18 protein-coding genes and 2 pseudogenes are annotated in these 24,278 nt (G+C 65.6%); 7 read left to right on the top strand and 13 right to left on the bottom strand.

The features are described 5' to 3' along the window. Nucleotides 1-124: 124 nt before the first annotated feature. Both ADT71_RS35245 and ADT71_RS30835 read left to right on the top strand, forming a co-directional pair. Nucleotides 125-766: a sulfatase-like hydrolase/transferase gene (locus tag ADT71_RS35245; protein ID WP_054441915.1), complete on the top strand. Its 642-nt coding sequence runs from the start codon at nt 125-127 to the stop codon at nt 764-766. Then, nucleotides 703-2,196 (top strand): sulfatase-like hydrolase/transferase, encoded by a 1,494-nt coding sequence (locus ADT71_RS30835; RefSeq protein ID WP_054441914.1) that lies wholly within the window; start codon nt 703-705, stop codon nt 2,194-2,196. The genes ADT71_RS35245 and ADT71_RS30835 overlap by 64 nt, the downstream gene beginning before the upstream one ends. 19 nt (nt 2,197-2,215) lie before the next feature. Here the strand turns inward: ADT71_RS30835 and trxC are convergent, their stop codons facing one another. Then, nucleotides 2,216-2,665: a thioredoxin TrxC gene (gene trxC, locus ADT71_RS27485; protein ID WP_054441913.1), complete on the bottom strand. Its 450-nt coding sequence runs from the start codon at nt 2,663-2,665 to the stop codon at nt 2,216-2,218. A gap of 52 nt (nt 2,666-2,717) precedes the next feature. Further along, on the bottom strand, nt 2,718-4,454 hold the full coding sequence (gene poxB / locus ADT71_RS27480) for a ubiquinone-dependent pyruvate dehydrogenase (RefSeq protein WP_054441912.1): 1,737 nt from the start codon (nt 4,452-4,454) through the stop codon (nt 2,718-2,720). Between the two features lie 418 nt (nt 4,455-4,872). On the opposite strand from poxB, the gene ADT71_RS27475 reads away from it, so the two are divergent. The 3 genes from ADT71_RS27475 (at nt 4,873) to ADT71_RS27465 (ending at nt 7,268) form a co-directional block, all read left to right on the top strand. Further along, a complete protein-coding gene (locus ADT71_RS27475; protein WP_231636253.1) occupies nt 4,873-5,298 on the top strand; it encodes an outer membrane protein in 426 nt (141 codons plus the stop codon). 141 nt (nt 5,299-5,439) lie between these two features. Then, nucleotides 5,440-5,898, top strand: coding sequence for a peptide-methionine (R)-S-oxide reductase MsrB (gene msrB / locus ADT71_RS27470; protein WP_054441911.1), 459 nt, complete (start codon nt 5,440-5,442; stop codon nt 5,896-5,898). A gap of 398 nt (nt 5,899-6,296) precedes the next feature. Then, nucleotides 6,297-7,268, top strand: coding sequence for a mechanosensitive ion channel domain-containing protein (locus ADT71_RS27465; RefSeq protein WP_369818347.1), 972 nt, complete (start codon nt 6,297-6,299; stop codon nt 7,266-7,268). 68 nt (nt 7,269-7,336) lie between these two features. Here the strand turns inward: ADT71_RS27465 and treY are convergent, their stop codons facing one another. The 11 genes and pseudogenes from treY to ADT71_RS27425 form a co-directional block, all read right to left on the bottom strand. Further along, complete coding sequence (treY, locus tag ADT71_RS27460) at nt 7,337-9,532, bottom strand: malto-oligosyltrehalose synthase (RefSeq protein WP_054441986.1); 2,196 nt, start codon at nt 9,530-9,532, stop codon at nt 7,337-7,339. A 5-nt stretch (nt 9,533-9,537) separates the two neighbouring features. Further along, nucleotides 9,538-11,262: a malto-oligosyltrehalose trehalohydrolase gene (gene treZ / locus ADT71_RS27455; protein ID WP_054441985.1), complete on the bottom strand. Its 1,725-nt coding sequence runs from the start codon at nt 11,260-11,262 to the stop codon at nt 9,538-9,540. A gap of 17 nt (nt 11,263-11,279) precedes the next feature. Then, on the bottom strand, nt 11,280-11,429 hold the full coding sequence (locus ADT71_RS34670; RefSeq protein ID WP_231636251.1) for a hypothetical protein: 150 nt from the start codon (nt 11,427-11,429) through the stop codon (nt 11,280-11,282). A 44-nt stretch (nt 11,430-11,473) separates the two neighbouring features. After that, a complete protein-coding gene (gene glgX / locus ADT71_RS27450) occupies nt 11,474-13,378 on the bottom strand; it encodes a glycogen debranching protein GlgX (RefSeq protein ID WP_231636250.1) in 1,905 nt (634 codons plus the stop codon). 287 nt (nt 13,379-13,665) lie between these two features. Beyond that, nucleotides 13,666-15,060: an efflux transporter outer membrane subunit gene (locus ADT71_RS27445; protein WP_231636249.1), complete on the bottom strand. Its 1,395-nt coding sequence runs from the start codon at nt 15,058-15,060 to the stop codon at nt 13,666-13,668. A gap of 4 nt (nt 15,061-15,064) precedes the next feature. Further along, nucleotides 15,065-16,626, bottom strand: a pseudogene (locus tag ADT71_RS34660) (ABC transporter permease). After that, nucleotides 16,530-17,012: an ATP-binding cassette domain-containing protein gene (locus tag ADT71_RS35295; RefSeq protein ID WP_304437754.1), complete on the bottom strand. Its 483-nt coding sequence runs from the start codon at nt 17,010-17,012 to the stop codon at nt 16,530-16,532. The pseudogene ADT71_RS34660 and the gene ADT71_RS35295 overlap by 97 nt, the downstream one beginning before the upstream one ends. A 16-nt stretch (nt 17,013-17,028) precedes the next feature. Continuing rightward, nucleotides 17,029-17,733 (bottom strand): annotated as a pseudogene (locus ADT71_RS34650) (efflux RND transporter periplasmic adaptor subunit); the annotation flags it as partial. Between the two features lie 217 nt (nt 17,734-17,950). Beyond that, nucleotides 17,951-18,220: a hypothetical protein gene (locus ADT71_RS34645; protein ID WP_231636247.1), complete on the bottom strand. Its 270-nt coding sequence runs from the start codon at nt 18,218-18,220 to the stop codon at nt 17,951-17,953. 144 nt (nt 18,221-18,364) lie between these two features. After that, nucleotides 18,365-19,114, bottom strand: a complete 750-nt coding sequence (locus ADT71_RS27430) for a FadR/GntR family transcriptional regulator (RefSeq protein WP_197283149.1) — start codon at nt 19,112-19,114, stop codon at nt 18,365-18,367. A gap of 160 nt (nt 19,115-19,274) precedes the next feature. Beyond that, on the bottom strand, nt 19,275-22,079 hold the full coding sequence (locus tag ADT71_RS27425; RefSeq protein ID WP_054441909.1) for a TonB-dependent receptor: 2,805 nt from the start codon (nt 22,077-22,079) through the stop codon (nt 19,275-19,277). Nucleotides 22,080-22,273: 194 nt separating this feature from the next. Between ADT71_RS27425 and ADT71_RS27420 the strand changes: the two genes are divergently transcribed. Next, entirely contained in the window at nt 22,274-22,975 is a 702-nt protein-coding gene (locus ADT71_RS27420; RefSeq protein WP_231636246.1) for a response regulator transcription factor, read from the top strand. Beyond that, nucleotides 22,972-24,267, top strand: coding sequence for an ATP-binding protein (locus ADT71_RS27415; RefSeq protein ID WP_054441908.1), 1,296 nt, complete (start codon nt 22,972-22,974; stop codon nt 24,265-24,267). The genes ADT71_RS27420 and ADT71_RS27415 overlap by 4 nt, the downstream gene beginning before the upstream one ends. Nucleotides 24,268-24,278 lie beyond the last annotated feature (11 nt).

Below are 24,278 nucleotides of genomic sequence, written 5' to 3'. Positions count from 1 at the left end.
CGGGGCACGGCAAGACCCGTCAGCGCTCCTGTCGGCGCGCCGAACATGTTCGTGATGATGAGCGACGACGTGGGCTTCGCCATGTCGAGCGCATTCGGCGGCCCGGTGCCGACACCCAATTTCGATGCGGGTCGCCGCGCAGGGCCAGCGCTACAACCGCTTTCACACCACCGGCATCTGCTCCCCCTCGCGCGCGGCGCTGCTGACCGGGCGCAACCACCATGCCGCCGGCGTGGGCTGGCTGAGCGACGTTCCCTCCCCCTACCCCGGTTATGGCGGAAAGATCCTGCCCGAAACCGCCACCGTCGCGCAGATCCTGCGGCTAAACGGCTACAACACCGCCATGTTCGGCAAGCACCACAACACCCCGTCGAACGAACGCAGCGAGGCAGGCCCGTTCGATGCATGGCCCACGGGCCTTGGCTTCGAATATTTCTACGGCTTCGTCAGCGGCGACAGCGACCAGTATTCGCCGATGCTCTATCGCGGCGTCCAGCGCGCCGATCCGCAGGATGGCCCGCGCGAACTGCTGGACAAGCGGCTTGCGGACGACATGATCCGCTGGATCCACAACCAGAAGGCCGGAGCGCCGGACAAGCCGTTCCTCGCCTATCTCGCCCCCGGCTCCACGCATGCGCCGCATCAGGCGCCGCCCGCCTATATCGCGCGCTTCAAGGGCAAGTTCGACCAGGCTGGGACAAGGTGCGCGAAGAGACCTTCCGCCGCCAGGTCGCGATGGGCATCGTTCCCGAAGGAACCCGGCTGACGCCCCGCCCGCCGGAAATTCCCGCGTGGGACACGCTCACCCCGGCGCAGAAGGCCTTTGCGGCGCGAACCATGGAAGTGGCCGCGGCGCAGCTCGTGTTCCAGGACGAGCAGGTGGGCCGGGTGCTGGACGAACTCCAGCGGATGGGCCAGCTGGACAACACCATCGTCGCGATCATCGAGGGGGACAACGGCGCCAGCGCCGAGGCCGGCCCGCGCGGCACGATCAACGAGATGCGCAGCATGGGCCGCCATGACGAGGCCGAAGCCTGGATGACGGCCAATCTCGACCGGCTCGGCGGGCCGGATACTTACGAAAGCTATCCGGCGGGCTGGACCTGGGCAATGAACACGCCGCTGCGCTGGACCAAGCAATATGCCTCCATGCTGGGCGGCATCCGCAACGGGATGATCCTGTCGTGGAAGGGCCACGTCGCTCGGCCCGGCAGCATCTGCGGGCAGTTCAGCCATCTGGTGGACATGGCGCCGACCCTGCTGGATGCCGCGCACGTGCCGATGCCGGCGAACGTGCCGATGCCGGCGAACGTGCTCGGCTCGGCGCAGAAGCCGCTCGACGGCCGCAGCCTCCTGCCCGGCCTCGCTTCCTGCGATCCGGCCATGCCGCGCACCCAATATTTCGAGATCGGCGGAAAGGTCGGCCTCTATCACGACGGCTGGTTCCTCTCGGGCGACGATGGCCGGATGGCCTGGGAGAACCTGCCGCCCGAAGGGCCCCGGCCCCGCATGCAATGGTCGCTCTACAATCTCTCGAAGGATTTCTCGCAGTCCATCGATCTTGCCGCGAAGGAGCCGGAAAGGCTGAAACGGATGCTGGAGCTGTGGCAGCAGGAAGCACGGCGCAACAACGTATTCCCGCTCGATCACCGCTTCGCCATGGCCCGCGCCGTGGCGGCCATGCGCCCCAGCGGGCGCAAGCAGTTCACGTTCTGGGGCAAGGACGTGTCGATCCCCTCCACCACGGAACCCGTGCTGATCGGTCGTTCCTTCACGCTGGATGCGGACTTGAGGCTGGACACCGCCTCAGCCTCCGGTGCCGTCGTGGCGCTTGGAAGCCGCTTCGGCGGCTGGAGCCTCTACCTCGATCGCGGAGTGCCGACATTCGTCTGGGCCCGCTCCACCGACCCGGACGAGATCGTCAGGGTCCGCGCCGCCCATGCGCTGCCGCAGGGGGCCACGACCCTGCGTCTTCGCTTCGCCGTGGCAAAACCGGGCGGCCCGGCCGAAATCGCACTGAGCACCGGCGGTGAGGAACTGGCGCGCGGCTCATTGCCCACCAGTATCCTGACCCCGGCGGGCGGCGGCGAGACGCTGGACATCGGGCGGGATCTCGGCGTCACCGTCACGGATTATCCCGTGCCTCATGGCGCGATCGAGGGAGACATTCCGCGCATCTCCATCACGTTCGACTGAGGCGGGCGGGGGCAGACCTTCAGCCAAGCAGCCCCCGCGTCCAGTCCACGATAGCCCGCTCCGGCATGGCGCCGGACTGGCGCCCGATCTCCCGGCCCTGCGAAAACAGGATGAGCGTGGGGATCGAGCGTATGCCATAGCGCCCGGCAATCGCGCTTTCCGCCTCGGTATCGAGCTTGCCGAGGCGGACCTGCGGCTCCAGCAGCCGGGCCGAGGCCCCAAAGGCAGGCGCCATCTGCCGGCATGGCCCGCACCAGCTCGCCCAGAAATCGACGAGCAGCGGGATGCCCGAGCGCGCGGCATGAGCATCGAAATTGGCCGAAGTCAGCGTGATCGAGACGCCGGCGAAAAGCGGCTGGCCGCAGCGCCCGCATTTTCCGCCCGCGGCAAGCCGATCGGACGGCACCCGGTTGCGCGCCGCACAGTGCGGGCAGGCGATCAGCAGGGCATCGCCCCTGTCGGTGGGCATGGTCTTTCCCTTTTTCCGTAAGCTTTGCTCTTCCCTTTATCCCGCCAGCGGATCAATGCCAGAGATTGGTCCGCGCCAGATCGACGATCTCGTCACCCCGGCCGCTCATCACGGCCTTGACCATGTAGAGGGTGAAGCCCTTGGCCATCTCGGCATTGATCTTGGGCGGAATGGGCAGTTCCGTCCGCGCGACGACCGCGTCGATCAGGACCGGGCCGTCATGCTCGAACGCACGGCGGATCCCCTGCTCGACATCGGCAGGGTCTTCGAGACGAATGCCCTTGATGCCGATCGCCTCGGCCATGGCGGCAAAGTCGGGATTGTCGAGATCGGTTCCGAACGGCAGGAATCCGGTCGATTTCTGCTCCACCTCCACGAAACCGAGCGTGCCGTTGTTGAAGACCACGATCTTCGCCGGGAGCCGGTTCTGCCGCAGGGTAAGCAGGTCTCCCATCAGCATGGCCAGCCCGCCATCGCCCGATAGCGAGATCACCTGCCGGCCGGGAAAGGCGCTCTGGGCGCCGATGGCCATCGGCAGCGCATTGGCCATGGAGCCATGCCACAGCGAACCGATCAGTCTCCGCCTGCCGTTCATCCGCAAGTAGCGGGCGGCCCATACGGTAGGCAGCCCGACATCGAAGGTGAACACCGCATCGTCCGCCGCAAGATCGCTGATCGCCCTGGCGACCTGCTGCGGATGGATCGGCGTCTTGCCGGGACGGCCTACCGCCTGCGAATCGAGGTCCTCGCGGGCGCGGCGATAATGCTTGAGCGCCTTTTCCAGATGCCTGCCATCCGTCCTTGCCCGCAGGCGGGGCAGCAAGGCCCGCACCGTAGCGCCGACATCGCCCACCACCCCGAGGTCCAGCGAAGTGCGGCGGCCGAGCTGGCCGGGCCGGATATCGACCTGCACGGTCCGCACGCCGCTGCCCGCCGGATAGAACTGGCGATAGGGAAAGTCCGTGCCCAGCATCAGCAGCACGTCGGTATCCATCATCGCATAGTAGCCCGAGGAAAATCCGATCAGGCCGGTCATGCCCACGTCGTAGGGGTTGTCGTATTCGACATGTTCCTTCCCCCGCAGCGCATGGACGATGGGCGCCTGGAGCCGCTCGGCCAGGGCCACCACTTCCGCGTGAGCGCCGGCGCAGCCCGAGCCGCACAGGATCGTGACACGGCTCTCGTCGTCGAACATCGCCGCCAGCGCCGCGAGGTCCGGCTCGTCCGGGATCACCACGGGCGGTCGGGGCAGGAGCGAGGCGGGCGGGGGCTCGGCAGCGGCGGTCGCCGGTTGCAAGGCCACGTCTCCGGGAATGACGACAACGGAGACGCCCTTTTCCCCGATCGCGGTGCGGATGGCGATTTCAAGGCTGCGCGGCATTTGCGACGGATCGGACACGAGTTCGCAGTAATGACTGCACTCGCGGAAGAGGTCCTGCGGCCGGGTTTCCTGGAAATAGCCGGAGCCGATTTCCGGCGAGGGAATATGGGCGGCGATGGCCAGCACCGGCACGCGCGAGCGATGACAGTCGAACAGTCCGTTGATGAGGTGGAGGTTGCCCGGGCCGCAGCTTCCCGCGCAAACCGCGATGCTTCCGGTGAGATGCGCCTCGGCCCCGGCGGCGAAGGCGGCAACTTCCTCATGGCGGACATGGATCCATTCGATGGTGCCGCGAGCCCTGATGGCATCGGTCAGTCCGTTCAGACTGTCTCCGACGAGACCGTAGATCCGCTGCACGCCCGCTGCCTCCAGCGTGGCGATGAACTGGTCCGCTACGTTCCTGGCCATCTGCAACTCCTCGTCGTTCGCCGCGCGCGGCTGTTGGGAAACCTTCTGAACGGTCAGGGGCCGCGGAAGTGCCGTGCGATCCCTGCAACCCCGGTTTCAGAACGCGCGCTTTCCCGGCGAGGGGCAACCCTGACCAAAGTATGAGCCGGTCGCATTGTCTCCCTGCGGGAATCAGTCTGTCTCGATCACCCCGGATTATCCGCCTGTTGTTCGAGGGCCATATCGCTCCTGTCCGATCCGGACATGAATCAGGGAACAAGACAATGAACAGGATTATCGCAGGGATCATGGCCGCAGCTTCCGTGATGGCAGCTTCCCCCGCCTTCGCCGAAACGTTCGACGGCCCCTATGTCGGCGTCAGGCCGGCCTGAACCACGACCGCGCCCGCGGCGCGGATACCGACATCGGCGAAGTCAACGTGCGCGATTCCCGCGACAGCTTCATCGGCGGCGCCTTTGCAGGCTATAACTACAGGCTCACGCCCCATGTCGTGATCGGCGCGGAAGGCAGCTTCGACATCGGCGCCGCCGACGCCCTGCGCAGCGGCGCAGCCGTGATCGACCCGAACCATTCCTTCGACCTGTCGGCCCGCGCCGGCTACCTCGTGACCCCGGAAACGCTGCTCTATGTGCGCGGCGGCTACGAGAACATGCGCGCCCGCATTTCGGATGGCACGGCGACCGGTCATGATACGTTCGATGGATGGAGCGTGGGCGGCGGCGTGGAGCGCGCGATCCTGCAGAACGTAACGGCCCGCATCGAGTATCGTTATTCCGATCTCGGCAACAACGACCATGACTTCGACCGCCATCACGCGCTTGTCGGCGTAGCCTACCACTTCTGACCCCACCGCCGGGCGGGGCTGCCGACAGGCGGCCCCCGGGCGACGCGGCGGCAATTGCGCCCTACAATGACAGCAATGAATGAAAAAGGACTTCACCCCGGCCCGCGTTCTCCCCATCTAGGGCGCCAAGGAGAACGATCCATGCCAACCTACAAGAAATCCGACGAGGCGATCGCACGCCTGACCCCCGAGCAGTTCCACGTCACCCAGCACAGCGGGACCGAGCGCCCCGGCTCAGGCGAATACCTTGGCAACAAGCGCGCCGGAATCTACGTGGACATCGTTTCGGGCGAGCCGCTGTTCGCCTCCTCGGACAAGTACGAGTCCGGCTGCGGCTGGCCGAGCTTCACCAAGCCCATCGAACCGGCCAACGTCAGCGAACTGCGCGACATCAGCCATGGCATGATCCGCACCGAAGTGCGCTCCGCCCACGGCGACAGCCACCTCGGCCACGTGTTCGAGGACGGGCCGCGCGATCAGGGCGGATTGCGGTATTGCATCAATTCGGCCGCCCTGCGGTTCGTGCCGCGTGAAGACATGGAAACAGAGGGTTACGGCGATTATCTCGATCAGGTCGAGGAAATCGGCCACCACGGCTGACGCCTTGATGCAGGGGCGGCCCGAGCCCTGTGGCCGGGCCGCTCGCCGCTGCGGCGCAACCGAACTCCCGAAAAACGCAAGGAACAACTCGTCCACCGAGCCATTGCAAGACGTTGAGCCTTGGCCGTCTTGCACGGTAAGGCCGTTCGCATGTCGGCATGCCGCGATATCGGCGGCAGCCACGGTCGCCGAAACGAACATGGATTGAGCGCAGGATGAGCACCCCCCACTTCCCCCCCGAGCCCCAGCCCCGGCGCCCACGCGATGCCGGACGTGGCCACGCAGGTCCATAACCTGTCGAGCGCCAGGTCTCGTGGTTCCAGACCTACTGGCTCCAGATCATCGTCGCTGGACTGATCGCCATTGCCATAACCTCCGGCCTCTATGCCCTTCGCGGATTGGGCAATCGCCTCTGCCGGGCGGAACGCGGCAGGGGTGCCTGGCTGACCGTGATCGGCCGCGCCGTGACCAAGACCACGAACTACTTCATCGTCATGGTCGCGATCCGCGTGGTGGACGGCTATGCACAGACGCCGCCCGCGCTCGACGGTCTGGTAACGTTCCTGTTCACGATCGCAGCGGTCCTGCAAGGCGCGATCTGGGCGCGCGAACTGATCCTCGGCGCAATCGAACACCGCACTTCCGCCGAACATTTCCAGGGCGAGGCGATCATCAATGCGATGGGCCTGATCCGCCTCCTCGTCAGCGTGGTGGTCTTCGCCGTCGCGGCGGTGGTGCTGCTCGATAACCTCGGGGTCAACGTGACGGGTCTGGTCGCGGGTCTCGGCGTCGGCGGCATAGCCATCGGCCTTGCTGCGCAGGGCATCTTCGCGGACCTGTTCGCGGCGCTGGCCATCATCTTCGACCGCCCCTTCAGCAAGGGGGATGCAATCAGCTTCGGCACCAGCACCGGGACTATCGAAGCCATCGGCCTGAAGTCCACGCGCATCCGCGCCTATTCAGGTGAATTGCGAGTAATTTCCAACAAGAGTTTGCTTGATAAGGAAATTCTCAACGTCACGCGGCGCGATCATATCCGCCTGCAGTTCACCATCGGTGTCGCTTACGAAACCCCGCCCGACACGCTCGCCCGCATACCGGGCATCCTGTCCGAACTGGTCGAAGCCGAAGGCGGCAAGGCTGCTCGCGCCGGGTTCGAGGCGTTCGGAGCGAGTTCGCTGGACTTCACCCTGCTGGTGGACGTGCCCGGTGCGGACTGGTCGTCGCGCATCCGCTGCGCGACCGGCTGCTGGTGTCGATCATGCGGCGCTTCGCCGCCGAGGGCATCTCCATCCCCTATCCGACCCAGACGACCTACACCGCCTCACCCGACGGCAAGCTCATCATGCCCTACCCCGATCACTCGGTAGAGAACCATCCTGCCCCGGCGAAAACCGTACCCGCACAGGAGGCCTGATGAACCACGTTCGCGCCGCCCTCATTCCGGCGGCAACGGGCGCGGAACCGGCACTTCGGCGGATTGCCCCTGCCATGTCCGCCTGACGATCCATTCCCGCTCCGCGGCGCGAAGTTCATAGCTTCCTCTCGCGAAAAGTTCGGGCGCCGATTTCCGTAAAGCCAGCAAACGGGCGGTGAGCGAGAACTTCCGTTCCGGCAGCGAGCCGGCGGCGTGTTCGGCCCGGCGATCCACGGCGCGGCGGTTGTCCGGATCGGTGAGGTTTGCCGAGACCCACTCCGTGCCCTGATATATGTCCGGGATGCCCGGCGCGGTGATCTGGAGCGCGACCTGAGCCAGGATCACCGCATCGAGCACCTCATGGAACGACGCCTCCTCCTTCCCGTTCCAGATGCCATCCCCGGCGAGTTCCTCCAGCAGCCCGGCAGCGAGCGCGCCGAGTTGCCGCTCGGCACCTTCATCCGGGTTCTCATAGCTGGACAAATCCTTGGCCTCGCGTGCTGCCTTCGTCATGTGTTCCACCAGGCGGGCCTGCGCATCGGGTTCCTCCCGCATGGCAAGAGCCGTCTGCATCGCATAAATGCCCCAGCGCGGCGCCAAACCGCACACAGAAGCGCGTGCGCCCGCATGAGCGTAAAACCGGCTAGCGAGCGCGGGAAAGTACGAGAGCGCGACGATCGCCGCACGCGCATCGGCCGAGCGCTTGGTATCGTGCGTCGAAAGCGCGTTGAGCCCGTAAGGCGTCCGCGCCGCGCGCCGGTTCATCAAGGCTTCGAACGCACTCCTCGAAATGGTCTGAAGTTCGGGTTCGGCGCCCACCTCGCAGAACGGCAGGTAGGATACCGCACGGAAAAAGACGGTATCCTCCTCGGACTTGGCGGTGAGCGCTCCGGTCAACTGCTCGAACCGGGCTGCGAACTGCCGGGCCTGCGGATCTCCGGCAGCCGCTTGCAGCAAGTCCAGCAATGCCCCCGCCATCCCACCGGCAGAGCGCAGCCCCGCGAATTCCGGCGAGAGTGGAAGACCGTCGGCCGTGTAAGAACGGTAGACCGGCCAGACCAGCGCAAGTGCTTCCACCGCCTGCTCGACCGCACCCCGCAGCGCCTCGGTACAGCCTAGCGCCGCCATGGCCGCATCGACGACGCGCGCGTGCTCGGGCACGAAAGTGCCGTGCAGCAAGGCCCGCCTGACGTTCCGCACTTCATCCGCCATATCTTCAGGCACGGCATGCCGGGCCGCCGCCCGCATCGCGGCAAGCCCGTCCGGCTGCGTGAGGAACTGCGTGACCGGGGTCATGAACTCATACCCGCTCATGCCTTGCACGGGCCAGTCCGGGATATCCTCGCCTTCCTTGGCGATCTTCTCCACCCACACCGGCACATCTGGTCCGACAAGCTCCCGCAGGTGCGCAAGGTAGCCGCCGGGCTGCGCCAGACCATCGACATGATCGACCCGAAGCCCCTGAATTCGGCCGGCTTCGACTTGCCGCGAAATCCAGCGATGGGTAAGCCGGAATACTCCTATACTTTCCTGACGAACACCGATCAAACTACTGATATTAAAAAATCTTCTGTGATTTATGGATTGAGCGGACTGCCGCCAGTCCCCGATGGACCAGCATTGCTCCGCCAGCAGGTCGGCAAGCGCTGACGCATCCAGTTCACCGCGCTCCGCAAGCTCCCGCGACAGGGGCGTATCGGCGAGCGGATAGCTCTGACCGTAGACCTCCAGCACGGCATCATCGCCCAATCGCCCCATCGCGATCTGCCCTGCGGCAAGGACTTCGTCCGGCGTGCCGTCAAGCACCGGGAAATGCAGCGGCCCCTTGGCCCAGTCGATATCGAAAATCTCACTGGAGGCGCTATCGCGGCCGCCCTTCATGAGGTCATACAGCAGCGGGTTTTCCGGTACGCAGGCCATATGGTTCGGCACGATATCCAGAACCACCCCGATCCCGGCAATCCTTGCCGCGTCGCTCAGGCGGATGAAGGCTTCCTCCCCGCCCAGCACCGGGTCCACCTCGTTGGGATCGATCACGTCGTAACCATGGGTAGAGCCAGTCGCTGCCCTGAAAAGCGGCGAGAGATAGAGATGGCTGACGCCAAGCGCACCCAGTTCAGGCAGAAGCTCACGCGCGTCATCAAGGCTCATACCGCTTCGCAGCTGTAATCTGTATGTAGCTGTTATTTCGTATGAATAATTGGATACGATAACCATGTAAGTCATCCGTTCCCAAGCGCTGCGGAGAATGCGAAGCGGCTTGCCCCGCCTCCCACTTCGATGAGCGGATCATCGTGCGGCACAAACGTCCCGCTGCCGAGGGAGGCGCGCATCAGCAGCCGGCCCTTGGTGAACGTCCAGGTCACGTCGATCGCGCCGCCGTCCCGCGTCACTTTCACTTGAGGATGGGCGCCCGCGGCGAGCAGCGGCACGATCCGGTCTCGGCGCAGCGCCAGGAGGTCGCGGACGAAAGCCTCATGCGAGACCTGATCTGCGCCAACGGCATGTCCGATCTTCGAGGCGAGGAAGGTGTCCGGCGAGATCGGGTCCGGAACCTCCCCGCCGAACGCCGTGAAACCGGCAAACTCCTCGGCCCGCCCCGTCCGTACCGCTGCGGCGAGATCGCCGGTGAAGTCGGCAAAGAACTGGAACGGGGCACTTGTGAGAAATTCGTCGCCCATGAAGATCATCGGCACGGAAGGCGAAAGCAGCGTCATCGCCGTAACCACGCGAAGCGCGTTCCGGTCTCGGACGAGGTGGTGCAGCCGCTCGCCCCTTGCCCGGTTGCCCACCTGATCGTGATTGCCGAGGAAATTGATGAAGGCGGTTCGCGCCATCCCGGCGGAAGGTTCCCCGCGCGGATGAGAGGCCCCCTTGCGAGGCTGGCCCTGCTCTACATAGCCGTCTCGCAGCGCGGTTTCGATATCGGCCAGCGGGTCGACGGCGAAAGAGGCATAATAGGCCTCGTCCTCGCCGGTGAGCAGGCAATGCAGGGCGTGGTGCCAGTCGTCGTTCCACGTCGCGTCGAAAGGTGCTCCCGGCCCGAAGCCGGACGCGGGATTACGCTCGTCCTCGGTGACCAGATGAACCGGGCGGCCCCATTCCACCGCGCGTACCCGTTCGGCCAGTTCGTCCAGGAAATGAACCTCGGAGCGATCCTCGATCGCATGGACCGCATCGAGGCGCAGGCCGTCCAGCCGGTATTCGTCCAGCCAGTAGAGCGCGTTCTCGATGAAGTAGTCGCGGACCGCGCGCTGCTCATAGGCGATGCCCTGTCCCCAAGGCGAGCGGCGGTCGGCATGAAAGAAGGACGGCGCCCACGCGGCAAGGTAGTTACCGGAGGGCCCCAGGTGGTTGTAGACCACGTCCAGCAGGACACCCATGCCAAGACCGTGCGCCTTGTCCACGAAGCGCCTGAAATCGCCGGGCGATCCATAGGCGTTGTGGGGCGCATAGGGCAGGACGCCGTCGTAGCCCCAGCCCCGCTCGCCGTCGAACTGGGCCACCGGCATCACTTCCACTATCGTCACCCCGAGATCGCGCAAATGGCGCAGCTTCCCGGCGGCGGCGGCGAAAGTGCCTTCTTCGGTGAACGTGCCGAGGTGCAGCTCGTAGATGACCGCCTGCGACCACGGGATGCCCCGCCACTCCGCCTGCCAAGCATATGCCGCCGGATCGACCAGAACCGAGGCCCCGTGAACATCGCCTTCTTGCGCGCGGGCGGCCGGATCGGGAAAGGCCGCGTCGTCCACCCGGAACCGATATGTTGCCCCGCAGGCGGCCCGGGTGTCGATGCTCCACCAACCGCCCTCCCCGCGCTCCAGCGGCATAAGGCCATCGGCGAGTTCCACCGCCACCATTCCCGCGTCCGGCGCCCAGAGCCTGAACCGCCAGTTGCCGCCGCCGAGGGGCCGCGCTCCCCACGTCCAGTCGAGATCCTGCGGCATCGCCAATTCCGGCCCCGTCATTCCGGTGCGAAGACGCAGACGCTGGCCGGCGGAATCGTCGCCGCCTCTCCTTCGACCGGCTCAGGCTCGAAAGCGAGATCGCGCGAGGTGTCCAGCACGCGGTGCCATTTCAAAACCCCGTTATGCGCCGGGAGGACGAAGTCCACGGGATCGCCCGCGTTCAGGACGATGAACAGCGGCCGCTCGCCTTCTACGAAGGCTCCTGCGCCGAGTAGCTCAGGAAGAAGCCCAGGATGCGCAGTTCGGCCTGCCCCCATAGCTCCGCGTCCATCTGCCGCCCGTCGGGCTGGTGCCACGCGATCTCCACGCGGCCGTCTTCGGCAGGCTCGCCGTTGAGGAAGTTGTCCTGAGAGAGCACGGGATGGTCCCGGCGGAACCCGATCATCCGGGCACAGAACTCCAGCAGGGCGTCATCCCGGCACGGCCAGTCGATCCAGGCCGTCTCGTTGTCCTGGCAGTAGACGTTGTTGTTGCCCTGCTGGCTGTTGCCGATCTCGTCCCCGGCCAGGATCATCGGCACGCCCTGGCTGAGCAGCAGGGTTGCCAGCATGGCGCGGCGGCGGCGCGCGCGGGCGGCGTTGATGGCTTCATCCCCGGTCGCGCCTTCGGCGCCCATGTCGTCGGACAGGTTGTTGTCATGGCCATCGGCCCCGCCCTCGCCGTTCGCCTCGTTATGGCGATCGTTGAAGGAAACCGTGTCAAGCAGAGTGAAGCCGTCATGGGCGGCGAGGAAGTTGACCGAGGACGTCGCCCCCCGATCGGAATGGTTGAACTGTTCGGGCGAACCGATCAGGTGGTTGGCCAGATCGCCCACAAGCGCCGGATCGCCCCGCCAGAAGCCGCGTGCCGTATCGCGGAACTTGTCGTTCCATTCGCGGAACGGATAAGGGAAACCGCCCACCTGATAGCCGCCGCTGCCCACGTCCCATGGCTCCGCGATCAGTTTCACGCCGGAGAGGATCGGGTCCTGCCTGATCGCGTCGAAGAAGCCGCCTTCCCTGTCGAAACCCATGGCCTCGCGGCCGAGGGTGGAGGCGAGGTCGAAGCGGAACCCGTCGACGTGCATCGCCTGTACCCAGTAGCGCAGCGAATCCAGCACCATGCGGATGACCATCGGATGGGCCACGCTGAGCGTGTTGCCGGTACCGGTCTGGTCGAAGCTGTAGCGCGGGTTTTCCGGTGAAAGCTGGTAGTAGCTGGCATTGTCCAGCCCGCGAAAACACAATGTCGGACCGCGCTCGGAACCCTCGGCCGTGTGGTTGTAGACCACGTCCATGATCACTTCGATCCCGGCCCGGTGAAAACGCTTCACCATGTCCTTGAACTGGCGGATCGCCGGCGCCTTGCCCCGCTTGGGCCCGAGATAGCGGGGCTCCGGCGCGAAGTAGCCCAGCGTCTGGTAGCCCCAGTAGTTGGAGAGCCCCTTGTCCAGCAACATCCGGTCGTCGAGGAAATACTGGCAGGGCAGCAGTTCGATCGCCGACACGCCCAGCTTGCGCAAATGATCGAGGATGGGCTCGCTGACCATGCCGGCATAAGTGCCCCGCAATTCCTCGGGCACGTCGGGATGGGACATGGTCAGGCCGCGGACGTGGGCTTCGTAGACCACGGTTTCATTCCATGGGTGGCGGATGGAATTGTCACCCTCCCAGTCGAATTCGGGGTCCTGGACCACGCCCTTGACCATGAACGGCGCGGAATCGCGGGTGTCGAAAGTCATGTCGTCGCCCGAGGCAAGGTCGTAGCCCCAGAGCGCGTCGTCCCATTTCAGGCTGCCGGCGATCTCGCGGGCGTAGGGATCGAGAAGAAGCTTGTTGGGGTTGAAGCGGTGGCCCTGTTCCGGCGCATAGGGGCCGTGCGCGCGGTAGCCGTAGAGTTGGCCGGGCCGCACCCCCGGAACGTAGCCGGAGAAGATCGCCCCCTCCCGGCTCGGCATTTCCAGCCTCGCCAGTTCCTCGTCGCCATCGTCCGAATAGAGGCAGAGCTCGATCGCCTCGGCATTTTCGGAGAAGACCGCGAAGTGCGTTCCGTCCCCCGTGAATTCCGCGCCGAGTTCATGGTACTGGCGGTCGGGCTTGGCGAATGCAAATGTCATCGGTTCCCCTTGCGGGTAGGAGGATGGATGCCGGTCAGGATAACGGGCACGTAGGCCGATATGTGGGACTGTATCTGCAGGCGAAGTCCGGCCGGAAGGAGCGCGTTTGCGCCGGGCGCGGTTCCGCGCAAGCGCGTGCCGGGGCAATCTTGCAGGATCGTCGGCCGGAAATCACACCGTGCATTAGGCCCCCGGATCGGAAACGTCGTGATCGGCAGCGTAAAATCGCGAACGGCGGCCGGGTTCCGGCTTCCCGGAGCGGCAGGATCAAAAAGGCCGGATAGATCTCAGCTTTCTGGTGAAGTATCTCCACCAAGTGCCTGATAGACCTGAACTTGTGTCACCAGTTGATTATAGCGGTTCTGGATCAGGCCGGTGCGGGCGCTGCGCAGGCGTTCCTGCGCGTCCAGCCAGTCGCGCAAAGGGATTGCCCCGGCCCGGTACTGCCGTTCATAAAGCCTTTCGGCGTCACGCGCGGCAGCGTAGTTCGCCTCCACGAAGCCCGCCTGCTTCAGATATTGCTCCCGCGCCGAGAGGGAGACCTGCGTATCGCGCAAGGCATCGTAGAAGGTCTGGCGGAAATCCTGCACCGCGATTTCGTAGTCGGCCCGGGCGATGCCGGTGCCGAGGCGGATTTTCTCCGGGTTGAGTTCGGCAAGTGACAGCACCGCGCCAAGGCTGGCTGCGGGATCGCTGAAGAACCCCAGCAGCGCCGAGCTGGCCGTGCCCAGTCCGCCCGTCAGGCTGAAGCTGGGGTAATAGCCGGCGACGGTGGCATCGCTGGCGGCCAGCGCCTTGCGCAGGCGCAGTTCGGCGGCGGCGAGGTCGGGACGGCGAGACAGCAGCGAGGCCGGCGCCTCTGCGGCGATCTGCGGCAGCGGTTGCCGGGGAAGAGCCTGAAGCTCGGTCCCTTCGTAGGATTGGCGGTTCACCAGCGCGGCGATCGTCTTCAATGCCGAGACACGCGCCTGCACGAGCTGGGTCTGCGAGGCTTCCTGCGCCGCGACCGATTGCTGGGCATCGCGCAGTTCGAGGCGTGACACCGCGCCCGCATCGTACTGGCGCTGCACGAGGTCCAGCGCACGGCGGACATAGCCCAGACTTTCCTCGCCTATGGCGATCTGTTCGTTGGCATAGCCGAGCTGCCACCAGGCCTGCGCCGCCGTGCCGATCAGCGAGAGCCGCGTTTCGGCCAGATCCTGCGCGCTAGCCTGTTCTTCCCACTTCGCGGCATCGGCAGTGGCGCCAAGGCGGCCGAAGAGGTCCAGTTCCCACGACACGCCGAGCGAGGCGGCGCTCGATTTCGTCCAACCCGCCCCGCCGTCCAGCGCTTTCGAGCCGCTGGACGAGAGGCTGGCAGTGCCGCTCGGGAACAGGCCCTGCCGCGCCTGTTCGGCGGAAAGGCGGGCCTGATTCAGCCGCAAGCCTGCCGCCGCCAGATCGGCATTGGCGGCCAGCACCTGATCGACAAGCGCGCTCAGCGCCGGATCGCCGAATTCGTTCCACCACGGGGCGCCCGCCGTTCGGGCCGCGCCTTGCGAGGGCTGGTCCCATGCATCCGCGATCGGCAGTTCCGGGGCGGCATAGCGAGAACGCGTCACACCCGCGCAGCCGCCGGTGCCCAGCGCGAGCGCCAGCGTGGCCAGCAGGACAGGGCGGAAGGGCTTGGTCTGCTGGGGCACGGGGTCAGTCTCTCGAAAGGGCATCGACCGGGTCGAGCCGGGCCGCGCGGCGGGCGGGCAGGAAGCCGAAGATCACGCCGATGAGCGTGGAACAGGCGAAGGCGGCGACGATCGAAGTGACCGAATAGGCCATGCGAAAGTCGATCGGCGTAAAGGAGATCGCAACGCCGACCGCGAGCGACAGGCCCACCCCGATCACGCCGCCGATCAGGCAGACCAGCACGCCTCGATCAGGAACTGCTGGAGAATGTCCGACTGGCGCGCGCCCACGGCCATGCGCACGCCGATCTCGGCGGTACGCTCGGTCACGGAAACGAGCATGATGTTCATCACCCCGATCCCGCCGACGATCAGCGCGATCACCGCGATGGCGGCGATCAGCAGTGTCATCGTGTTGGTGGCGTTCGTGATGGTCTCGCGGATATCGTCGGAATTGCTGATGAAGAAGTCCGTGGTCCCGTGCCGTTTGGCGAGAAGCTGCGTCACCGCCGATTCCGCCGCCGCCGTGGAAGTATCGTCGTTCACGCGCACGGTGATGCTGGACAGGTAGGTCTGGCCTAGCATCCGGCTCATCGCCGTGGTGTAGGGCACATAGGCGGTCAGGCTGTCGCTGCCGCCGAAGCCCTGCTGCTGGGTGCCGACCACGCCGACGATCCGCGCGGGCACTTTGCCCAGCAGCACGACCTTGCCGAGCGGGTCCTCGACATTGGGGAACAGGGTATCGCGCGAATTCTCGTCGATAACCACGTCCTGCGCCAGTTCGCGCACGCTCTGGGCATCGAACAGGCCGCCCGAGATCAGTTCCAGCCCGCGCACGCGAAAGTAGTCGGCACCGACGCCGCTGACCTGCGCGGTCGCCGCGACATTGCGATAGCGGGCGGTCACGCTGGTCGAGACGCTGGGGGTGACGCTGTCGACGTAAGGCAACTGGCCGAGCGCATCGGCATCGGCATCCTTGAGCGTCTCGATCCTGGCCGACCGCATGTCGCCGAAGCTCTTGCCCGGATAGATCGTCAGCGTGTTGGTGCCCAGGCTGCTGATATCGGAGAGGATTTTCTCCTGCGCGCCGCCGCCCAGCGCCACTACCGAAACCACCGAGGCAATGCCGATGATGATGCCCAGCATCGTCAGGAACGTGCGAAGCTTGTGGGCGGACATCGCCAGCACCGCCATGCGGAAGGCTTCGCGGAAGCGGTCTGCCACCTGCTGGAAGCCGCTGGCGACCGGCGCGGCCTTCTGCACGGCCGGGCGCACCGCGTTTTCGCGGGTGCGGCGGTCATCGATGATCTCGCCGTCGCGGATCTCGATGATCCGGTCCGCGTGCTCGGCCACTTTCATATCGTGCGTGACGATGATGACGGTGTGGCCCTCGGCATGAAGCTCGCCTAGGATGGCCATGACTTCCACGCCGCTGGCGGAATCGAGCGCGCCGGTCGGTTCGTCGGCGAAGATCACCTCGCCGCCGTTCATCAGGGCGCGGGCGATAGAGACACGCTGCTGCTGGCCGCCCGAAAGCTGCCCCGGCCGGTGGCCGGTACGCTCGGCAAGGCCGAGACGGGCGAGTATCTCGCGGGCCGCCCTGCCCGCTCCCCGCGCGCGCGGCCGGCATAGACGGCGGGCACCTCGACATTGCCGAGGGCCGACAGGTCGGTCAGCAAGTGGTAGCGCTGGAAGATGAAGCCGAAATGCTCCCGGCGCAGCGCGGCCAGTTCGTCGGGCTCGAGGTCTCCGGTGTCCCGCCCGTTGATGCGGTAGGACCCCGAAGTCGGCCGGTCGAGGCAGCCCAGAATGTTCATCAGGGTAGACTTGCCCGAGCCGGACTGGCCGACGATGGCAACCATCTCTCCCGCCTCGATCGACAGGTCGATGTCCTTGAGCGCCGCGAAGACACCGTCGCCCGAGGGATACTCGCGCCGGACGTGCGACAGGGTGATGAGCGGGGTGCTGGTCATCGAACGGGCCGGCGGCTCAGACCGGGGGCGGGCCCATCGGCCCCTGATTGGTCTTGGCCGCGGTGCTGGCCTCGCCCACCACAACGGATTCGCCCTCCTTCAGGCCCGAGAGCACTTCGGCGCTGATATTGTTGTCGATGCCGATGCGCACCTTGCGGGCGGCGATCTTGCCGTCCTCGCCCTTCACGCGGACGGAATATGTGCCGTCCTTGCCCTTGGCGCCGAGCGCGGTCGAAGGGATCATCAGGGCATTGGCGCGCTTGGCCAGAACGATGCTGACCTTGGCGGTCATCAGCGCGCGCAACCTGCCGTCCTCGTTGGGAACCTCGAACAGGGCGTTGTAGTAGATCGCCGAATCCGTGGTGCTGCTGGACGAGGTGGTCGACGAGGAATCCACTTCGTTGACGATCGATTCCGGTGCCGGTTCGATCAGCCGCAGTTTTGCCTCGTAGCGCTTGTCAGGATCGCCCAGGATCGTGAAGTAGACGGGCAGGTCCGGCTTCACGTCGATCACGTCGGCCTCGGAAACTTCGGCCTTCACCGTCATCACGTCCAGCTTGGCGAGGATGACGATGGTGGGAGCCGACTGGTTGGCGTTGACCGTCTGCCCCTGCTTGGTGACGACCGAAACCACCACCCCGTCCATGGGCGCGGTGATCTTGGTGTAGCCAAGCTGGACCTGCGCGGTATCGACGCTGACCCCGGCCGCGCGGATCTGCGCCTGAAAGGCATCGAAGCTGGCCTGCGCCGACTGGAGCTCTGCCCGCGCAGCCTCGAAATCGGCCTGGGAGGTCGCCTCGCCCGCGCGAGCGCCTGCTGGCGCCGGAACGCCAGTTGCGCCTTGACGAGCGTGGCTTTCGCTCCGGCAAGCTGGGCCTGCATGTTGGAAAGGTCGGCCCTGGCGGTTTCGAGGCTGTTGGTCTGCGTGCGGGGATCGATCAGGCCGATAAGGTCCCCCTGATGGACGACTCGCCCACCGCGACGTTGAGCTGTTCGAGCCGCCCGGAAACCTGCGCGCCCACGCTGACCAGTTCCTTGGGCTCCAGCGTGCCGGTCGCCTCGACGGTCTGCTCCATCGTGCCGCGCGTCACTTTCGCGGTGGCGACGACGGGTTCGGCCGGTCCCGAGAAGAGCTTCCAGACAAGGAGCAGGGCAAGGGCGGCGGCAACGAGAATGCCCCCGATCACGAGACGGCGCTTGGTCGACATGCCATGCGGTATGGCGAGGGACGAGGCGGTTGTGGGTAAAGAGTTCGAAAGCGAACTGTAAAGTTATCGCAAGGAAAGGGTTGCGAAGTGTTGCTGGACCGTCATCGCGCCTTGCCGCCGGTCATCCCCGGAAAATGCCCGCCTTCAGAAATGCTTGAGCGCCATTTCCATGTCGCCCAGCGCCAGGTCGATGAGCTTGCGCATGGCACGCCGTGCACGGCCGGGGCTGCGATCGGCGATATGCCGGTGGAGTTCGCGGTGCTCCGGCATCGGGTCGCGCGGATGGACATGGATGTGCTGCTTGACCGCCGTGGTCGAGGCGATCGCCGTGAGGATCGAATTCGACAGCGCCAGCAGCATCTCGTTGTGTGTGGCTTCCATGAGCAGGGCGTGGAACCGCAAGTCGGCGGCGCGGCCTTTTTCGCTTTGGAGCGTGTGATGCTCCATCGTGTCGAGCGCATTGGCCATGTCCAGAAGCTGGCTTTCCTCGCGGCGGAGCGCGGCCATTTCGGCGGCCTGGGGCTCCACCACCCTGCGCAGTTCGAACAGGTCCCTCAGGAACGCATCGCTGGCGCCGCACTGGAGCTGCCAGGCGAGCACGTCGGGATCGATCAGGTTCCAGCGCTTGCGCTCGTTGACCCAGGTTCCCGCCTTGGGCCGGCTCGAGACGAGCCCCTTGGCGGTGAGCATGCGGAACGCCTCGCGCAGGACCGAACGCGAGACGCCCAGCGCATCGGCATGTTCCACTTCGGCCGTGAACAGATGGCCCGTGGGATATTCGCCCGAAACGATCCGCAGCGCCAGGCGACGAGCCACGTCGTGATGCAGCCTTCCGTGCCCCGCAGCTGCAAGGGCGTCAGGCTCGGGCGTGAGCGAAAAGGTCATCTTGTTCATCCGGTCAGGTCCGTTTCAAGCGCGACGCACCCGCGAGATGGAAAGGGGAAGACGCCCGTCCTCCGCGAAAATCGCGAAGGACGGGGCACCCTCGGCCACCGGCGACAGAATGGCGGTACGTCGCTGGCTGCCGGGAGGAAGACGAACGGCCAAGTCCGCCCTACTGGAACGTGAAGCGCGCACCGATGGCGAACGTCCGCGCCAGCAGGGTCGTGCCGAGATTGTCGGTGGTGGAGCCGCCGGCATCGGCGAACTTGTAGTAGCTCTGCTGCTTCGACTTGGTGAGGTTGGTGGCGTCGAAAGTCACGCCGATCGCCTTGGTGACGTTCCAGGTCAGCTGGAAGTCGAGGCTCTCCTCGGACTTGTACCAGATGCCGATCGGGTTCGCGAAGAGGCTGGACTCGTTGTTGTGCAGGAAGCCCTTGCGCCAGATGTAGGAGAGGCGCGCGTTGAACGGCCCCCGGTCGTAGGCCAGCGTGGCATTGTACGAGAGCTTCGAGACGTCGAAGAACGCCGACCGCGAATAGCCGGTGATCGTGCCGGCCGAGTCCGTGACCGGGATGGTCTGGCTGGAATCGAGCACCGTAAGGCTGCCCTGGAAGCCGAGCCCGTCCAGCGGCCCGGGCAAGTAGTGCGGGAAGTAGGTCAGCCCCACCTCAACGCCCTTCAGCACGCCGTCGGATGCGTTCACCGGCTTCGTCACCACGAAATAGTCCGTGGCGCCCGCGACGATGCCGTTGCCGGGGATGTAGGTCATGACCGGCAGGCTGACGACGAGGCCGTCGATCTCGCGGCGGAAAGCGGTCACGGTAATCGCGCTGTCGCGGTCGAAGTACCATTCCAGCGCCACGTCGTAGTTCTTCGAATGCGTGGGCCTCAGGCTTGCATTGCCCGCCGTGCCGCTGCCGTAACCGACGCTGGTGAGATCGCCGGTGAGCGAATAGGTCGGGTTCACGTCGCTGAAGTTCGGGCGGCGCAGCGTCTCGCCATAGTTGAAGCGCAGGCGCAGGCGGTCGGTGATGGCATAGCGCGCGGTGAAGGTCGGCAGGAACTTCGCCGAGCCCGAATTGGCGCGGCTGCGGGCATAATCGTTGTAGCGGTCGAAGAAGTTGTAATCGGTCGCTACGTTCACATAGCGCACGCCGCCCTCGATATCGAGCGGACGCCCGAAGACAGAGACCTGCCCATCCGCCAGCAGGTAGGCCGACATGGTAATCTCGTCGATGTCGAAGGTCTTGTTGAGGACCAGCGATTCCGAGGTCGGCAGGCCATAGAGGCTGCGCACATAGTCGGCGTTATTGTAAAGCCACGCGCCATCAACCGTCACCCAGCTGCGCGGCACGTCGGCCTCGCCGCTCATGAAACCGGAGTTGGTGAAATAGGCGGCTTCGGGCAGCGTGGTCAGGCTGGTGCCGAGGCTGGCGGCATCGGCGGTGCGCACGTAGCTCGACGCCTTGCGATCGTCGTAGCGCAGCCCCGCCTTGATGCGGCGGATGAACCCTTCGTCCCAGGTATAGTAGCCATCGAGCGAGGCCGTGACGGCACTGCCCTTGTCCTTGTTGGCGTTGTCGTAAAGCTGCGCGACGTTCCAGGCAGAAGGATCGGTGAGCAGGGAATCGTCGTCGAAGTGGTACGAGGGCACGCCGCCGCCCGAGTTGAAGTCCACCGAAATCTGGTCGGCCGTGCGATCGGTACGCATGGCGATGAACGAGGTCTTCGCGGTGCTGGTCTGATAGGCGAGGTCGCCGGTGATCTTGCCGCGATCGCCCAGATCCCACTGGCCGTTAAGCGCGTAGACGTAGCTGTCGGTCTTCGACCTCGTATAGTCGCCGCTGTTGAAGCCGTAGACGTCGTCGGTCGTGCGGGACTTGATGATGTTCGTGTCGGGGTAGAGCTCGAAGGCGCCCGGATTACTCCAGTAATCGACATAACTGAACATCATGTCGCTGTAGAGCGAGCTGCGATAGCCGGTGTAGAACACCTCGGCGGTGTAGACCGAACTGCTGTTGGGGGCCCACTGGAGCGCCGCGTTGAACGAGGGACGCTTGCGCTTGCCGTACTGGTCGGTGGAGAACACCGCATCGCGCGAAAGGTAGTAAGGCACCTCTACGCCGTTGTAGTTGATCGTCGAACCGGGCGTGGTCGGCAGGCCTTCATTTAGGCCGGGCGTCCAGCCCGAGAAGATGCGTTCGAGCGGGGAAAGGCCGGAGCCTTCCGTCGGGTTCTCGGTGGCGAAGGGCACCAGTGCGCCGGCAGTGACGGTCTCGTTGCGATACTTCGTCTGGCTGTAGCTGCCGTTCACCAGCAGGCCGATCTCGCCGATCGGTGTCTCCCAGCGGTCGGACACGAGCAGCGCCACGTTCGGATTGAAGCTGTCAGAAACCTCGTTGTAGATGCCGCGCACGAGGCCGGAGACCGCCAGGCCATCGAAATCGAACGGACGGCGGGTCTTGACGTCGATCTGTCCGGCCAGCCCGGTTTCGAGCTGATCGGCCGAGCGCGTCTTGTAGACGTCCACCTGCTTCACGAGGTTGGCGGAAATGTCCTGCAGCGCGAAGGACTGCCCGGTCGAGGTGAAGATGTTGCGGCCGTTCATCGTCGTCACCGCGTCGGGAAGCCCGCGAATGGTAACGGTGCCCGCCTCGCCGCCGGCGCGATCGGTGATCTGTATGCCGGTGACGCGCTGGAGCGCTTCTACCACGTTATTGTCCGGCAATTTACCCACGTCCTCGGCCACCACCGAGTCGACGATCTGGATATTCTCCTTGCGCACGTTGAGCGCGCCGACAATCGAGGCGCGCACGCCGGTGACGATGATGTCTTCCGCTGTCGGCTGCGAACTGTCGTCGCTGGCGGCATTATCCGCCGCACCCTGGCCTGACCCGGCGTCCTGCGCCTGGGCCATCCCGGCAAGGCCGAGAGCGAGAACGGATGCGGTGCAGAATGCGAATGGCTTGAGCGCCATGAATCAACCCTCCCTGAGGGGCTGGCCGATACCATGCCCCTTCAAACTAGACCGGACCTCTATTTGTCCGAGTAATGAGGATATGGCGCGAGGCGATGCATTTGTGGGTAAAGAGTTCGCAAGCGCATCGTAAAGTTTTCGTAAGGCGCAACGCGAAAGGCTGACATTCGCGGCGGACTGCGCCATCAGGGGGTGTGCAAGAGGAAGCCAAACGCATCCTGCTGATCGACGACGACCTCGAACTGGGCGCCATGCTCGGCGAGTATCTCGAAAGCGAAGGGTTCCGGGTCGAGATCGTGACGGACGGTCTGGACGGCATGCGCCGCGCCCTGTCCGGAGAACACGACGCGGTCGTACTCGACATCATGCTGCCGCGCCTGAACGGGATAGAGGTGCTGCGCCAGCTGCGCGAGAACAACGAAGTGCCCGTCATCATGCTTTCGGCGCGCGGCGACGAGGTGGACAAGGTGATCGGGCTCGAACTCGGCGCGGACGATTATGTGGCGAAACCCTGCTACCCGCGCGAACTCGTCGCGCGCCTGCGCGCCAACTTGCGCCGGCACTACCCGGCCGACCGGACGCCGCTGCCGCCCTCGGTCGTCGAGGCAGGCGGGCTCGAAGTGCAGGTGGCCGCCCGCAAGGCGCTATGGCTGGGCAGCGCGGTGGAACTGACCGCATCGGAGTTCAACATCCTGCTCGTGCTGGCCCGCGCGGCCGAGGCGGTTTCGACCAAGGACGAACTCTCGCTGAGGGGGCTGGGCCGCGCGCGCCAGTCCTACGACCGCAGCGTGGACGTCCACGTCAGCAACTTGCGCATCAAGCTGGAGGGCGCCTCGCAGGGTGCGGCCACGATCGAGACGATCCGCGGGGTAGGCTACCGGCTTCAGGTCCGATGATGCGGCGCAGGCTGTTCTGGAAGATCCTGCTGGGCTTCCTGGTGACGTTCCTGCTGATGACGCAGGCGGTATGGCTGCTGTTCGCCCTGCGTGACGACCGCGAGTTTCCCGAATGGCTGGTGACGCAGCAGATCGGCCCCGCCGTGCTGGAGGCGGCCACCCAGGCCGTCGCGGCAGGCGGCAGGACGCGGTACGACGAGATGGCCAGCCACCTGCCGCAGGACCAGCGCCGCCGCCTCGACATCTTCGATGCAAGGCAGCCGGTCCCGGCGCCTCTCGCGGACGATCCCGAGAATGCCGCGATGGAGCGCGGAGTGACCGACCAGGCCGGAAATCCCTTCGTCGTGCGCTTCCGCTACCACCGGGACAGGCAGCCCTGGCGGCTGAATGTCCCGCCCGAACTTCTCTTCATCGGCGTCATCGCCGGGCTGCTGTTCAGCGCGTTCCTCGCCTGGTATCTGGTGCGCCCGATCGAGCATCTCCGCCGCGGCTTCCAGCGGCTCGCGCGCGGCGAACTGACCGCCCGCGTCTCGCCGGCGATCGGCAGCCGGCGCGACGAAGTGGCGGACCTCGCACGCGAATTCGACCGCATGGCGCGTCGGCTAGAAAAACTCGTCGAAAGCCGTGAGCGGCTGATGCACGATGTCTCGCACGAGTTGCGCTCGCCGCTGGCCCGGCTGCAACTCGCCATCGCGCTCGCACGCCAGGCCCCCGAGCGGTTCGAAAGTGCGATGGAACGGATGGAGCGCGAGGTCGACAGGCTAGACGGGCTCGTCGGCGAACTGCTGATCCTCGCGAGGGTCGAGAACGAGGAAAATCCGGGCGACGAGTATTTCGATATCGCCGGGATCGCCGAAAGCGTCGTGGCCGATGCACGCTATGAAGCGCAGCCCGGCGGCATCGAAATCTCCTTCGAACCGCCCGCCGCCATGGCCGATCAGTTCCCGCCTGTTCGCGGCAGCTCCGAGCTTCTTCGCCGGGCGATCGACAACATCGTTCGCAATGCCTTGCGCTTTTCGGCGCCGCTCGGACATATCGACGTGTGCTGCACCTACCGGGAGCAGGAGAACCGCTTCGTGATTTCGGTGAGCGACGAGGGGCCCGGCGTTCCTTCGGAACTGGTGGACACGATCTTCGACCCTTTCGTGCGCGGCAGGCCGGACGGGAAGAACCTCGGACTGGGGCTGGCCATCGCGTCGCGGGCCATCGCCGTGCACGGCGGGCTCATCACCGCCCGAAACCTGCCCGAAGGCGGCTTCAGGGTGGAGATCGAGATACCCGCCGCCCTTTGATCCGTGGAGGA

Origin of the sequence: Novosphingobium sp. ST904, from assembly GCF_001298105.1 — a bacterium.
Lineage (GTDB): Bacteria > Pseudomonadota > Alphaproteobacteria > Sphingomonadales > Sphingomonadaceae > Novosphingobium.
The sequence above is the reverse complement of the archived record's forward strand: the minus strand, read 5'-3'. Positions and strand labels throughout refer to the sequence as shown.

Coding starts and splice junctions, on each gene's coding strand:
- ADT71_RS27430 (WP_197283149.1), bottom strand. CDS start 19,114: ATGAACAAGATGACCTTTTCGCTCACGCCCGAGCCTGACGCCCTTGCA.
- ADT71_RS34645 (WP_231636247.1), bottom strand. CDS start 18,220: ATGTCGACCAAGCGCCGTCTCGTGATCGGGGGCATTCTCGTTGCCGCC.
- ADT71_RS35295 (WP_304437754.1), bottom strand. CDS start 17,012: ATGACCAGCACCCCGCTCATCACCCTGTCGCACGTCCGGCGCGAGTAT.
- glgX (WP_231636250.1), bottom strand. CDS start 13,378: ATGACATTTGCATTCGCCAAGCCCGACCGCCAGTACCATGAACTCGGC.
- ADT71_RS27425 (WP_054441909.1), bottom strand. CDS start 22,079: ATGGCGCTCAAGCCATTCGCATTCTGCACCGCATCCGTTCTCGCTCTC.
- ADT71_RS27415 (WP_054441908.1), top strand. CDS start 22,972: ATGATGCGGCGCAGGCTGTTCTGGAAGATCCTGCTGGGCTTCCTGGTG.
- poxB (WP_054441912.1), bottom strand. CDS start 4,454: ATGGCCAGGAACGTAGCGGACCAGTTCATCGCCACGCTGGAGGCAGCG.
- treZ (WP_054441985.1), bottom strand. CDS start 11,262: ATGCCGCAGGATCTCGACTGGACGTGGGGAGCGCGGCCCCTCGGCGGC.
- ADT71_RS35245 (WP_054441915.1), top strand. CDS start 125: ATGCGGGTCGCCGCGCAGGGCCAGCGCTACAACCGCTTTCACACCACC.
- treY (WP_054441986.1), bottom strand. CDS start 9,532: ATGGTTATCGTATCCAATTATTCATACGAAATAACAGCTACATACAGA.
- trxC (WP_054441913.1), bottom strand. CDS start 2,665: ATGCCCACCGACAGGGGCGATGCCCTGCTGATCGCCTGCCCGCACTGT.
- msrB (WP_054441911.1), top strand. CDS start 5,440: ATGCCAACCTACAAGAAATCCGACGAGGCGATCGCACGCCTGACCCCC.